Origin of the sequence: Brevibacillus sp. SAFN-007a (genome assembly GCF_051967035.1) — a bacterium.
GTDB lineage: Bacteria > Bacillota > Bacilli > Brevibacillales > Brevibacillaceae > Brevibacillus.
The window spans coordinates 208765-221747 of sequence record NZ_JBQCKK010000003.1 but is presented as its reverse complement, the minus strand read 5'-3'; the positions used below and the strand labels follow the sequence as shown (position 1 = coordinate 221747).

The 12983-nt window shown below is 54.1% G+C and carries 12 protein-coding genes; 9 read left to right on the top strand and 3 right to left on the bottom strand.

All coding sequences use genetic code 11. The annotated features are described in order from the left end of the window. Positions 1-382: 382 nt before the first annotated feature. A complete protein-coding gene (locus ACTHO6_RS06310; RefSeq protein WP_440240522.1) occupies positions 383-1576 on the bottom strand; it encodes a multicopper oxidase domain-containing protein in 1194 nt (397 codons plus the stop codon). A 242-nt stretch (positions 1577-1818) separates the two neighbouring features. On the opposite strand from ACTHO6_RS06310, the gene ACTHO6_RS06305 reads away from it, so the two are divergent. Beyond that, positions 1819-2616, top strand: a complete 798-nt coding sequence (locus ACTHO6_RS06305; protein WP_440240520.1) for a class I SAM-dependent methyltransferase — start codon at positions 1819-1821, stop codon at positions 2614-2616. Positions 2617-2736: 120 nt separating this feature from the next. Continuing rightward, positions 2737-4452, top strand: coding sequence for a methyl-accepting chemotaxis protein (locus ACTHO6_RS06300; protein ID WP_440240518.1), 1716 nt, complete (start codon positions 2737-2739; stop codon positions 4450-4452). Positions 4453-4533: 81 nt separating this feature from the next. Here the strand turns inward: ACTHO6_RS06300 and ACTHO6_RS06295 are convergent, their stop codons facing one another. After that, positions 4534-5667, bottom strand: coding sequence for an ABC transporter permease (locus tag ACTHO6_RS06295; protein WP_440240683.1), 1134 nt, complete (start codon positions 5665-5667; stop codon positions 4534-4536). A gap of 2 nt (positions 5668-5669) precedes the next feature. Continuing rightward, entirely contained in the window at positions 5670-6413 is a 744-nt protein-coding gene (locus tag ACTHO6_RS06290) for an ABC transporter ATP-binding protein (protein WP_440240516.1), read from the bottom strand. A gap of 190 nt (positions 6414-6603) precedes the next feature. Here ACTHO6_RS06290 and ACTHO6_RS06285 point away from each other — a divergent pair, with 190 nt between their 5' ends. From ACTHO6_RS06285 to coxB, 7 genes are all read left to right on the top strand, one after another. Further along, on the top strand, positions 6604-7023 hold the full coding sequence (locus tag ACTHO6_RS06285) for a hypothetical protein (RefSeq protein ID WP_440240514.1): 420 nt from the start codon (positions 6604-6606) through the stop codon (positions 7021-7023). 132 nt (positions 7024-7155) lie between these two features. Continuing rightward, complete coding sequence (locus ACTHO6_RS06280) at positions 7156-7785, top strand: SurA N-terminal domain-containing protein (protein WP_440240512.1); 630 nt, start codon at positions 7156-7158, stop codon at positions 7783-7785. A gap of 170 nt (positions 7786-7955) precedes the next feature. Then, positions 7956-9464: a spore germination protein gene (locus ACTHO6_RS06275; RefSeq protein ID WP_440240510.1), complete on the top strand. Its 1509-nt coding sequence runs from the start codon at positions 7956-7958 to the stop codon at positions 9462-9464. A 28-nt stretch (positions 9465-9492) separates the two neighbouring features. After that, on the top strand, positions 9493-10674 hold the full coding sequence (locus tag ACTHO6_RS06270) for a Ger(x)C family spore germination protein (RefSeq protein WP_440240508.1): 1182 nt from the start codon (positions 9493-9495) through the stop codon (positions 10672-10674). 21 nt (positions 10675-10695) lie between these two features. Continuing rightward, complete coding sequence (locus tag ACTHO6_RS06265) at positions 10696-10923, top strand: hypothetical protein (protein WP_440240506.1); 228 nt, start codon at positions 10696-10698, stop codon at positions 10921-10923. A 93-nt stretch (positions 10924-11016) separates the two neighbouring features. After that, complete coding sequence (locus ACTHO6_RS06260) at positions 11017-11352, top strand: DUF2512 family protein (protein ID WP_440240504.1); 336 nt, start codon at positions 11017-11019, stop codon at positions 11350-11352. 594 nt (positions 11353-11946) lie between these two features. Continuing rightward, positions 11947-12978 (top strand): cytochrome c oxidase subunit II, encoded by a 1032-nt coding sequence (gene coxB / locus ACTHO6_RS06255; protein ID WP_440240502.1) that lies wholly within the window; start codon positions 11947-11949, stop codon positions 12976-12978. Positions 12979-12983: the final 5 nt, after the last annotated feature.

Genomic DNA, 12983 nt, shown 5'->3' with positions numbered 1-12983 from the left:
ATAGGAAACATAGGTAGTCACCTGTTTTTCCCCGGCGCAGGATCATCGTCTATGCGGCTGAATCAGTCGCTGCATATAAACGTATAGTCACCAAAACCAACGAGAAAGAAGGCGACAGCATGTATTATCCAAGCACAAACTGGGCGTCATCGTACTCTTCTTCTTCCTATGGCCGCTCTTCCTACTATCCTTCGCAACGGGACGGCCAACGCCCGCCAGGCTGGGATCACGGCAGAGGCAGAGGGCAAGACTGGAATCGCAGACGGAGATGCCCCGATCACTGTCGACAATGTCCGCCGCCGTGCTGCGGACGTCGCTCTTGGTAAGCTCGTGAAAAAAAGGCAGCCTGGCATACAGCAGGCTGCCTTTTTATTGCCTGAAATTATTCCGGATGATTGCGGGTTGCGTGACCGACTTCGTAAGGGGAAGTTACCCCTTCGTACAACAGGTGCATGCTCATGCCGAGCGAGGCGTGGTTCTGGTTGTGGCAGTGATCCATCCACAGGCCGGGATTGTCTGCGCGAAAAGCGACGCCTGCCACGCCGTCTTCGGCATTGGGGACGTTCAGACCGTGCCAGTGGATGGTGACGCCATCCGCAATATCCTTGTTTTCCAGCACGACCTCGACCAGCTCGCCTTGCCTGATTCGCAGCTCCGGCCCCGGGTATTGCCCGTTAAACGTCCAGGCCTCCAGCGTTTTTTCCGATGACAGCCGCACCGTGGCTTTTTGCGCCGTCAATTGGAAGTGGCGATCCGCTTTTCCTTCGCGTGGTCCGGTCAAGTCTGCCACGCTCACTGTCCGGATCGCAGAAGGAGCGGCGGCATGCTCGGCATGGGCCGCCAGCGCCGTGCTTCGTCCGGTGTCGATGTTCGTATGTTCGGCCATTTTGAACTGCGCAGGCAATCGACTGGCCAAAAGCGCCTGTTGCCCCCCGAAAGCGATTGCAGCAGACAGGATCACGAGAACAGCCATCGCGCGCAAAAACCGAAAAAGAGGCGCAGGGGGCTTCCATTCCTCGGAGCAACAGCAACGCTGCTGTTTCCACGATTGCATGATCCAGAGAGCAGAGGTGACTGCCACAAGCACGCCCCAGGCCAGCAGGAGAATCGATGGCTCCAGAGTGATGGCGGGGTAGACAAGCTGGAGGAAGCAGGCCGTCAAGCTGCCAAGAACAGTTGCCTGTAGCGGGACGATCAGTTCAGGGGCTGCTGCGGCTTTTCGCCAATCCGCCTCGATCAGGTCAGACTCCGTCGCCAACTGCCGCAAGCGGGGCAGGGACAGGCAAAGAACCGCGAGCAAAGGGGCAGCTATCAGCGGAAAGAATCCGAGCGTCTGATCCTTTATGTAGAGCCAACCATACGATTGAAAAAGAAGGCAGGAGACGAGCAGCTGTCCGGCGAATACAAGCACGGACGGCCACACCCCAAAGAATGTCGCACGAGCCTTTTTTGCCAGCGCCGATCTGGTTGGCTGATAGACGAGCGCGTTGGCCTTGATTGCAGGGATCAGTGCCGTGAGAACCAAAATGAGAAACAAGCCGTAGTGAATTCCGGCGAGCACTTCAAAATCTGTCATCCATCATTCCTCCCGTATCCATTCCATTCTTCCATGATAGAGAGGTTCGGGGGTCAGCCAAACGTACCGGGGCCGTATTCTTCCTCCGCCTCCGGACGGATACCCGAAAGCAGAGGTGAATAGACCCGCATGTCGTTCGATTTTGTTGAAACGTAACAACGCTCTGTTCGTTGCCGTTCTCCGCCTGGGCTGGCTGTTTTGCGCAAACACTGGCTGTCTATCGAAAAAGGAGGAGAACAAGAATGAACCAAAAGACAGGAATCGAAGCTTGGAAACGCGAAGCAGAAGCGCCGTTTGCCGGTTGGGATTTCAAGCGGCTGACGGAAACAGGCAGGATGCAGGAAGCGCCGTTGTCCTGGAATTATCCGAGCATGGTCCAACGGCACATGAATGGCGTCAGCTCCATGCTCGACATGGGCACAGGCGGGGGAGAACTGTTGGCTGCGTTGAAGCCGCATCCTGCGCGGACAGTTGCCACAGAAGGGTATCCGCCAAACGTAGGAGTAGCGCGGGCAAACCTGGAGCCGCTCTCCATTCAGGTCATCGAGGCGGATGGCGAGGATGTGCTTCCTTTTGAGGATCACTCGTTCGAGCTTATCATCAATCGGCACGAATCGTATTGCCCCGAAGAGCTTCTTCGGCTGCTTGCGCCCGGCGGAACCTTTGTCACACAGCAGGTTGGCGGTCAGGATAATCTGGAGTTGAACCGTCTGCTCGGTGCACCGATTCCGCCGGATTACTTGCATTGGAAGCTGTCGTTTGCCACCGAACAACTGCGGAAGGCAGGGTTTTCCATTTTGCTGGAAAAAGAGGAAATGACCTTCACCCGATTCTATGATGTCGGAGCGATTGTCTACTATTTGAAGGCGATCGAGTGGCAAATTCGCGATTTCAGTGTGGAGCGATACGCAGATGCGCTCCTCGAGCTGCAAAAGCGGATGGAGCCTCTCGGTTATGTCGATATTCCCAACCACCGCTTCGTGATTGTGGCAAAATCGCCGGCGAATACTCGTAATCAGCAGGCTGCCTTTTGTCGATAAGACAAATAGGGAGTGTTTTGACAAAAAAAGCGCCCTTTGGGGCGTTTTTTGCTGGAAGAGCCGTCTTCCTTGTAAGGATGTATCAATCTATTGGACAGGGTGAAGGAGAAGTGAGCAAGGATGAGTAAGAGCCTGGCTAGTCGTGTGGTTGCGCTTGTCGCCGTAATTGTCGTGGTCATGATGGCCGTTACTATTTTCATGATGAACCAAAACAGCGCAACGACCGTTGAACGTACACTTTCGCGCTCAAGCATCGGAACGGCCGTGCATATTGCTTCGAAAATCGATGCGGAAAAGCTGGCGAAATTTTTGGCTCAGCCAGAGAAAAATGAGGATTATCAGTCCCTTCACGAAACGCTGAGGGATTATTTGGAAAAGACGGGGGCGCTCTTTGTGTACATCGTCCAGGCCGATGGAGAAAAGGTCAAGATGATGGTGGATGGATTGGTGGACGAAAACTTCCAGATTGGCCAGCCTACGACTTCGACCACGTTCGCTGACATTTCGCCTGCGCTTCAAGGCGGGACCAACAGTACGCCGATCGTGCATGACCCTGTGTACGGAGCGTACCTCAGTGCGTTTGCGCCGATTCTGGACAAGTCCGGAAAAGTCATCGCCGTGCTTGGCGTCGATACGGCGGCGGAAAAGGTCGAGCAGATCAACCAGCTGGTCCTGGCTGAAACGATGCCGCGCCTGATTGCCTTCATGGTGGCCGTCACAGCGATCGCGCTTCTTTCCGTGTACGTGGCAGTGAGAAAAATGCTGCGTCCGTTGGGGGTCGTCCAGGAGGCATCCGCACGCATTGCCGGAGGGGACCTGACGGAGACGCAGATCGCGGTTACGAACAGAAACGATGAGATCGGGCGCATTGTGGTGGCTTTTCGCGAGATGACGACCCAGCTGCGCCAAATCATCGGCGGCGTCAAGGAGACGACGGAGCGCATCGACAATATGGCTGTTTCCATCCGCCAAGGCGCCTCGTCTGTTCGAGAGCAGAACCAGAACATCGTCATCACCAGCCAGGAAATTGCGTCTGGCAATGAGCAAACCGCCACCGCGATGGAAACGGCCGTGCAAACCGTCCAGGAATTTTTGAGCGAGCTGTCCGAGCTGAATCGCGCAATCGAAGCGATGGACACGGTGTCCAACCACGTATCGGACATCGGTCAGAGCAGTTATCGCGTGCTACAGGAGTTTCTCGCGGACGGAACGGAAACCAACAACCAGTTCCGCGACGTACAACAGACGATGACGATTTTGGAAGAAAAATCGCGCAGCATCAATGACGTGATCGAAACGATCCAGCAAATTGCCGGACAGACCAACTTGCTTGCCTTGAATGCCGCCATCGAGAGCGCTCGCGCTGGGGAGGCGGGACGCGGATTTGCGGTAGTGGCAGACGAGGTGCGCAAATTGGCCGAGCAGACGGGAGCGGCGACACTGGTGATCCAGGAAAGCATCAAGGACATTCAGGACCAGGTGAAGCAGGCGACGGAAAAAACGAACGGGACCTTGAACCGCTACAACGCCGGGACGCAGCGTCTCGATGCGGTGGCAAAGGAAATCACGGAGCTGTCGGACATCACGAACACGCTCAAGGCGTCGCTTGCCAACGTCATGTCCAGCGTGGAGACGATGAAGCACGGACAAAACAAAGTGAACGAATCCATCTTGACGGTCACCGCCATTTCCCAGCAGACGGCAGCCGCCACCGAGGAGGTAACGGCTACGATTCACGAAGTCAGCGGCAACGTCGATCAGTTTGTCGCCGAAATTCAGGAGGTCACGGAAAATATTCAGGAACTGCGCCAAAAAGTGGATGCATTCCGTTTGTAAGCTCTGCCCGCAGTTGGCAAGGCTACGAGAAAAACCAGCCCTTCGCACAGGATTTGTCTCCTGGCGTAGGGCTGGTTTTTTCTACCACATGCCTGCCGCGATATGTACAGCTCCCTGTAGCAGCAGCAAAACCGAGCGCAGCCAGACAAAGGCACGCCGTTGCGCAGGCGCGGGAACAGGGAAGAGCAGCCCCGTGCTTCGATTGCTCTGCTGCCGCCAGAGGCTGTTTAGCTGAATTGCCGTCATGAACAGCAAAAGGGCCGCCGTTACCGCTTTTGCCAGCAGCACGGGCAGAAGCAGCACAAGAACGGTGCCGATCAGGACCAGCCGTCCATACATCCCGGCCAGTTCGCCGGAGCGGAGGAACGTTTTTACGAATAAATGCCGCGCCGTATACGCCTGGCCGTACGGCAAAAGCCGGGTCACCGCCGTCAGCCAAAAGCGCGGCTTTACCTGGCGCTGGATGGCGGGAACGTCCCGAAAGTTGTTCGCGAATTGATAAAACCGCTGCCGCAACCTGCTTTCCATCGCGAGCAGGCGGTACCATTGCAGCGGCAGTTTGGCCTGTATCTTGCGCATATGGGCATGGAGCCAGACGAAGAGAGCCGCGGCAATCACGCCGCCAAAAGGCACGTGCCCGAAGCTGAGAAACTGCCCGGCACTGAATACCCATGCCAGCACGAGGTAGGACAGGCCAAAGCGGACGAGCGTGTACAGCCTCTCCGTTTTTTTCGCGGACAGGCGCAAAAAAGTCCAACTGCTGTGGACGTTCCAGCCTTTCAGGAGAAAAGGCACCAGCCAGTACAGCCACAGTTGCACGCCGTTTGCCCCGACGACTCCCGCGTACATGGGCGAGAGCAGGAGCAACAGCACAAACAAACCACTGCTCTGTACGACAAAATTATAGACTTGCGTTTTGCGAAAATAACCGTCGAGCCTCGTCTCGTGCGGAGCGAGGAAGAGCAGATCCGCTTCCAGCAAAAAGGTGCGATGCGGGCTGCGCGTGACGAACAGGGCAATGACCAGTGCCAGGCCATGCGTCAGCGGAAACCAGGGGGGAATTATCGCGAGCAGGCTGCGGTAATAAAGCGACAGGACCCCGCTCAGGATGACGAACAGATACAGGACGCCGCCATTGGCCATATACCGCGCATACGTGATGAATTCTGTAGAAAAGGCGTGCAGCCTCTCTCGAAACAAGCGATCGGCATTCATCTTCACGGCTTTTCATCCTCTACGATATGCAAATAGATGTCATCCAGGGAATGGTTGGACAGCCCGGTGAACTGACGAAGCTCGTCCAGCGTGCCCTGGGCTTTGATTTCCCCTTTGTGCAATATGATGAAGCGGTCGCAATACTTCTCTGCGGTGGCCAAAATATGCGTGGACATCAGAATGCCTGCGCCCTGTTGCTTGCAGCGTTCCAGCCACGTCAGCAAGGAGCGTATCCCCAGCGGGTCCAGGCCGAGAATCGGCTCGTCCACGATATAGAGCGGGGGCTGTACGAGAAGCGCCATCATAATCATGAGCTTTTGCCGCATGCCTTTGGAAAACTGCTGGGGAAAGCGATTCTTCATTTCCTCCATGCGAAATTCCTTGAGCAGAAGCTCGGCCCGCCGGGAAAACTCTTCTTGGGCCAGGCCGTGGCTCATCGCCATCAGCTCGATATGCTCCCAGAGCGTCAGCTCCTCGTAGTAAATGGGAGACTCGGGAATGTAGCCGTACGAGAGGCGATAGCTGTCTGGAGCGGATGGAAACGATTGGCCCGCAATCCGGATCGAGCCGTCCAGCGGCTGCAAAAGTCCGAGAATATGCTTGATGGTCGTGCTTTTTCCGGCGCCGTTCAACCCGATCAGCGCGACGATTTCGCGGGCGTGAACAGCAAACGAGATCTTTTTGATGACAGGGTGGCTCGGGGAGTATCCGCCCGTCACGTTGCTTACTTCCAGCAAGGCTGCCATGGGTTCCTCCTTCTCCTTCTAACGAATGGCAATGGGTCGTCCCTCTATTGTAGCGCATCGGCAACGATTTGGAAAAACGCGGCGCGCAGCCTTTTTTGCGCCCCGGCTCCAAGGAAGGGATAACCGTACAAGCAATGGCATCACGATTTTCATAAACAAGGTATAAGAAGGGACGGAGGAGGTGTGACCTATGACGCCGGGGAATCAGGACAACCAAAGAGACACCGACACGCAGATGCAGCGTATCTATCAAAAACTGGACAAATTCGGAGAAAGAATCGACCAGCTTGAGGGACAAATGACGATCGTAACAAAGTGGTTGGAACGAATCGAACACAGGTTGGAGCGCATGGAAGACGTACGCATTGATTTGTTGCAAGCGATTGCGAAACTACAGACGGAACTGAAAGTACGAGAAGAAGAAGCGAGTAAAGAGAAAGACATCATTATGCAGCTAGTGAACAACGACAATCGGGACAAGGAAAATCTCGCACAGATCATAGTAGGGGACAAAAGCAGAAGGCAGGAACGTTTTTTACAAATATGGGCCGTTTTGGGTCCCGTCATCGCCTCCGTTCTCACTTCCTTTTTTACCCGATTTTTCATATAGCCGCCATGATTGGCGCGCCATTTGCGCCATTTCGATAAGAATGTGGAAAAGTTGTGGAATGCTCTTTCCATTTTTCTACCGTATCTTCTGACTATACTTGGTGGTCAGATAACAGAAAGCGAGGATATCCAAGTGAAGAAGTTCGACGTTTCTATACTCTCGGTTGCCGTTTTACTCACCGGACTGGCTGTACTCGGTGTCTACCAGGCAGGAGAAGCAGAGAAGGACCCGGTTCTGGTCAAGGCTGGCGATACCTCGATTACGCAATATCAGCTGTATCATGAAATGAAAACGATGTACGGCAAGCAGATGATACACGAGCTGGTCGCCCAGTCGCTGATCTCGCAGGAAGCCAAGGCGCAAAACGTCACGGTGACCAAGGAAGAAATGGACAAGGAAATTGCCTCGATGAAAGAGCAGGCGGGTTCGGAGGAAGCGTTCCAAAACTATTTGCGGAGCATGAGCATGACCGAGCAACAGCTGCGTGAGAAGCTGACGGTGTTGATGACGCGCGACAAGCTGCTCGACAAGGCGTTTCCGGTTACGGATGAACAGATCAGAAAGTATTACGACGAGAACAAGCAGCAGATGGGATCGCCGACGCCGGAATTCGAAAAGGTACGGGAGCAGATCAAATCTGTTTTGACGGATAAGAATCGCAGCGAAAACTACAGCAATTGGCTGAATGAGCTTCAAAAGACGCACAAGGTGGAATGGTACGATCCTTCCTTTGACGAGCCCGACCAGTCGGCTGCGGGCTAAGCCTTTGTCCTGTCAGGCATGTTGTCTCCAATCCAAAGACTTTTCCTCTCGGAAGCGAATGAGGAGAAGTCTTTTTCTTTTGCCCAGGGGACGTTTTCCGTTCTTTTCGTTTAGCAACAGACACGGGTGGAAAAACTGGATACATAATGGCCCATGTAAGGAGCAATGACATGGCTCGAATTGGCCCCTGCCTAGATGAGAATGTTCGTTATGTAAAAGAGTCGCTAGGATACAGCAATGACATTGTGATTCGGGAACTGGTTCTGGACAGCCGAGAGCCTGTCCGTGCTGCTGTGATGTATACGGATGGTATGGTCGACACGCACATGGTGCAGGGTGTTTTGATCAACAGCCTGCTTTACAAGACGCGCTTCAAAGAACGAGAGCTGGAACGCGAGGAAGAACTCGTTTCCTTTTTAAAGGATGCGGTTTTAACCGTGGGCGATATCGGCGATGTTGACAATTTTCCCGAGCTGTTTACGGCCATGCTCTCCGGGTGCGTCATCTTGCTCGTGGATCGATACGAGCAGGCGATTGCGATCGGCTTGCAGGATTGGAAGGACAGAGGGGTGACCGAACCCACAGCGCAAACGGTCATTCGCGGTCCGCGGGAAGGCTTCACGGAGAGCCTGCGGACGAACGTTACGCTTTTGCGCAGGCGAATCGCCAGTGAGAAGATGTGGGTCGAGACGCGGCGAATCGGAGAAGTGACGAAGACGGAAGTCGCGGTCGTGTACATCAAAGGTCTGGTCGAGGAAGGCGTTGTCGAGGAAGTCCGCAGCCGGCTGGACCGGATTGATCTGGACGGCATTATGGAGAGCGGGATGATCGAGGAGCTGATTCAGGATGCCGTGTACACGCCGTTTCCCACGATCTCCAACTCCGAGCGCCCCGATGTGATTGCCGCCAATTTGCTGGAGGGCAGGGTGGCGATCCTCGTGGATGGCACTCCGTTTGTGCTGACTGTCCCTTCCCTGTTTGTCGAGTTTTTTCATTCGGCGGAAGACTACTACCAGCGGGCTGATTTCAGTACGCTGATTCGGATGCTGCGCTTTATCTGCTTTTTTATCGCTTTGCTTGCGCCGTCCCTCTACATCGCGATTACGACCTTCCATCAGGAGATGCTGCCCACCCAGTTGCTGATCAGTCTGGCGGCGCAGCGGGAGGGCGTGCCTTTTCCGGCTTTAGTGGAGGCGCTTTTGATGGAGATTGCGTTCGAGATTTTGCGGGAGGCGGGAATTCGCATGCCGCGCGCTGTCGGGCAAGCCATCTCCATTGTCGGGACGCTGGTCATCGGCCAGGCTGCGGTAGAGGCGGGAATCGTGTCTGCCGCGATGGTCATTGTCGTCTCGATTACGGCGATCTCCAGCTTCATTTTTCCGGCGATCAACATGTCGATTCCCGTACGCATCCTTCGCTTTCCCTTGATGCTGTTGGCGGCTTCCTTTGGCATCTACGGCATCATCGTCGGGGTACTCGCTCTGGTGCTGCATTTGTGCAGTCTGCGCTCGTTTGGCGTTCCCTACATGAGCACGTTTGCCCCGTTTTCGTTCAAGGAGCAGCGGGATACGATCCTGCGCCTTCCCCGTTGGGCGTTGGACAAGCGGCCGGAGTCGATCAGCAAGCGCAATCTGCTTCGCCAGTCAACGAAAATGAAGCCAACCCCGCCTGGCAAGTAGCGCATGAAACGCAAAGGAGTGGACTTCCATGAAAGGCATAAAAGTGCTTCTCTGCATCGCGCTGGTCATGCTCCTGTCCGGTTGCTGGAACCGCAAAGAGCTGAACGATCTCGCTATATGCGTTGGGGTCGGAATTGACAAGGCAGAGCACGGGTATACCGTCTCCGTCCAGGTGGTGGACCCGGGGGAAGTCGCGGCCAACAAAGGGAAGCCAGGGAGAGCGCCTGTCACGCTGTTTTCGATGAATGCCCCCACGGTTTTTGAGGCGCTGCGAAAAATGACGACGATTTCTCCCCGCAAAATCTATATGTCGCATACAAGGATGCTGATACTGGGCGAGGCGATGGCGCGGGAAGGAATTGCTCCCGTGCTTGATTTTGTGTCGCGCGACCATGAATTCCGTACCGATTTTTACATTGCCGTGGCCCGCGGGACGACGGCGCACAATATTTTGAAGGTGATTACCCCGCTTGAGCAAATTCCCGCCAACGAGATGTTCGCTTCGCTGGAAACCTCCTCGCAGACATGGGCACCGACTGTGGCGGTTACACTGGACCAGCTAATTGCCGATTTGACGAACAACGGAAAGCAGGCAGTGCTGACGGGCATTCGACTGACGGGTCCCGCTTCGGAGGGGGATCAGAGGAGCGACGTAGAGCAGATCGATTCCAACGTGTTGCTGGAATACTCCACACTGGCGGCATTTCGCGGAGACAAGCTGATCGGCTGGCTGAATGAAGCGGACAGCAAAGCGTACAACTACATTGCCGGAAACGTGAAGGGTACGGCTGGCAGCCTCCCGTGCAAAGGCGGAGGTCGACTGACGATGGAAATCATGAAGGCGGAGTCCAAAATCCAGGCCAGCCTGAAAAACGGCAAGCCGGAAATCACAGTTCTCATTCAATTGGAAAATGACATCGGCGAAGTGCAGTGCCAAATCGATTTGACCAAGCGGGAGACGATCGAGCAAGTGAAAAGAGAAGCAGAGAAAAGGATGGTCGAAACGGGCATGCGCGCTGTCGCCAACGCCAAGCAAAAGGGAGTAGACATTTTCGGATTCGGCGATGCGATCCACCGCCAATACCCGAAGGTGTGGAAGCAGTTGGAGAAGAATTGGGACCAAGAGTTTGCCAAGCTGCCGGTACAGATCAAGGCGGAGGTCAAAATCAGGCGTTTGGGGACAATCAACAACCCCTTTCACGAGAAGTGACAAAAGCGAGGAGAAGGATGCATGTCTACGCTGACGGTTGTGCTCGTTTCGATCATCGTATGCCTGTACGAGCTGCCCAGACTGATCCGCACGAACCAAAAAAAAGAAATGACCGTCTTCGTCGCGATGCTCGTACTGAGCGTTGGGCTATACGCCGCTACGCAATACGGGCAGATCCCCAATCCCGTCTATGTGATGGAAATGATCTACAAGCCGATGAGTGATGGGATTAGCCAGTGGCTGCGCTGACAAGGGGAAGGAGGGAGGGAATTGTCGGTTCAAAGCGGGGCATACTGAGAAGACCCCAGCAAAGGAGTGGGAACATACGTGGACGGTCTCTGGATGAAGTTGCTTGTAAGCCCGGTCTTGGTGGTTTTGGCCGACGCTCTCTTTCCCGAGGTGAATTATGCGAACCTGTACCAGTCTGTCGGGGGGGGTTTTGTCCTTGCCATTGCCGGTTTTTTTCTGGACAGAGCCATTCTTGCGCCAGGCAGTCTGTGGCTCGCGACCGCTAGCGATTTGATTGCAGGCTTTCTCATCGTCTACGGCAGCGTTGTCTTTTTGCCAGACGCCCGAATCTCGCCCATCGGGGCAGGTTTTGTTGCGATCCTTTACGGGGTGGCGGAATACTTGCAGCATACGTGGCTGCTTAGAGCCATCCGGTCGGGAAATGAATAGAGGACAGAGCCGCGCAGGTTAGAGGACAGCTCCGACGTCGTCAGAAGACGGGAGGGCTGTCCTTTTTGCTACTTGCGTCCAAAAGAGGAGGCACTCGCCGAAAACTCGCATCGCGCTGACTTGCTAGAGAAACGTTTGCGATTTTGTCAAGAGGGCGACTTTTTTCCAGATTCCAAATGGAAGCGTTTACGTAGAATGCAGCCTGGGTCTATGCCCCGGATATGGCTCCATAGAATGGTGAAAGTGGTCTTTTTTGTATGCAAATCTCCTTTAACTTCCCTAAATTGGGTACATTTATCTGGAAAGTTCACAAATTTGTTCATAAATTTGTTAACAAAATGATAACAAATAGCCTGTAGATTAAGGAAAATTTATGTATACTTAAAGGGTTACCACGCATTGGTAGAAGTCTGCTTTCCTGGTCTTTACTCTTTTGTTTGTCGCTGGAATGAATGCTAATACTTTTCCGGATTGGGCATGATAGTGGGGGAAAGTATAGCTAGCTATTCTTGCGCAAAGGAAAGGGTACGCAAGCTTCTAGTTTGCAAGCGTGGCTAGAACGTTACCAACACGAAGAAAGAGGGGTTCATAGGTATGAAGGGTTGGCAACAGTTTTGGCGTCAGCTATCTCTTTTTGGTCTGCTGGCGCTGGTGTTAACCGGGTGTGGCAAAGATGAGCTCTCAGCGCTCAAGCCTTCCGGCCCGGTTGCTGCGATGCAGTATGACCTAATGAAGCTGTCCTCCGCTATCATGATCGGCGTCTTCCTTGTCGTTATGCTGATCTTTACGTACGTCCTTATTCGATATCGTAAGCGCCCAGGACAGCAAGGCATTCCCAAACAGGTCGAAGGCAATCATGCACTTGAAATTCTTTGGACGGTTATTCCTTTCCTGCTCCTGATTGTCATGGCGATTCCAACTGTTACAACCGGTTTCGCTCTGCACAAGGAATATCCAAAAGAGGAAGCGCTTCAAGTGAAGGTGACCGCTCACCAGTTCTGGTGGGAATTCGAGTATCCGGATCTGGGAGTAACGACCGCACAGGACCTGGTACTGCCAGTCGGCAAAAAGGTTCAATTCCATGTGACTTCTGCGGACGTGATCCACGCATTTTGGATTCCGGCGTTGGGCGGTAAGATTGATACGAACCCAGGGCAGGAGAACAAAATTTGGCTGCAAGCAGACAAGCCAGGCATTTACTACGGGAAGTGCGCGGAGCTCTGTGGAGCGTCCCATGCCTTGATGGACTTCAAGGTGGAAGTCATGGATCAGGCTGCCTTTGACAAATGGGCAAACGCCATGAAGGGCGTTCAGTCCAAAGAACCGGCAGTTGCTCTTTCGCCAGGGGCGAAACAAGGCCAAGAAATCTTCAACAAAAGCTGTCTCGGCTGTCATGCCATTGCCGGCAAAGGCGGCAAACTGGGTCCAAACCTGACCAACTTCGCAGATCGTGAGCGCGTAGCAGGGATTCTTGCCCATACGCCAGAAAATGTGGCGAAGTGGCTGAAAGATCCGCAAAAAGAAAAACCGGGCAACAACATGCCTAACCTCAACCTCGACGATGCACAAGTGAAAGCGCTTGTAGAGTACATGTCTACGCTCAGCGTGAAGGAAAAAGATCAATGACATTC

Excerpts from the sequence above, each read along its gene's own strand:
- ACTHO6_RS06310 (WP_440240522.1), bottom strand. The coding sequence starts at position 1,576 with ATGACAGATTTTGAAGTGCTCGCCGGAATTCACTACGGCTTGTTTCTC.
- ACTHO6_RS06305 (WP_440240520.1), top strand. The coding sequence starts at position 1,819 with ATGAACCAAAAGACAGGAATCGAAGCTTGGAAACGCGAAGCAGAAGCG.
- ACTHO6_RS06300 (WP_440240518.1), top strand. The coding sequence starts at position 2,737 with ATGAGTAAGAGCCTGGCTAGTCGTGTGGTTGCGCTTGTCGCCGTAATT.
- ACTHO6_RS06295 (WP_440240683.1), bottom strand. The coding sequence starts at position 5,667 with ATGAATGCCGATCGCTTGTTTCGAGAGAGGCTGCACGCCTTTTCTACA.
- ACTHO6_RS06290 (WP_440240516.1), bottom strand. The coding sequence starts at position 6,413 with ATGGCAGCCTTGCTGGAAGTAAGCAACGTGACGGGCGGATACTCCCCG.
- ACTHO6_RS06285 (WP_440240514.1), top strand. The coding sequence starts at position 6,604 with ATGACGCCGGGGAATCAGGACAACCAAAGAGACACCGACACGCAGATG.
- ACTHO6_RS06275 (WP_440240510.1), top strand. The coding sequence starts at position 7,956 with ATGGCTCGAATTGGCCCCTGCCTAGATGAGAATGTTCGTTATGTAAAA.
- ACTHO6_RS06270 (WP_440240508.1), top strand. The coding sequence starts at position 9,493 with ATGAAAGGCATAAAAGTGCTTCTCTGCATCGCGCTGGTCATGCTCCTG.
- ACTHO6_RS06265 (WP_440240506.1), top strand. The coding sequence starts at position 10,696 with ATGTCTACGCTGACGGTTGTGCTCGTTTCGATCATCGTATGCCTGTAC.
- ACTHO6_RS06260 (WP_440240504.1), top strand. The coding sequence starts at position 11,017 with ATGAAGTTGCTTGTAAGCCCGGTCTTGGTGGTTTTGGCCGACGCTCTC.
- coxB (WP_440240502.1), top strand. The coding sequence starts at position 11,947 with ATGAAGGGTTGGCAACAGTTTTGGCGTCAGCTATCTCTTTTTGGTCTG.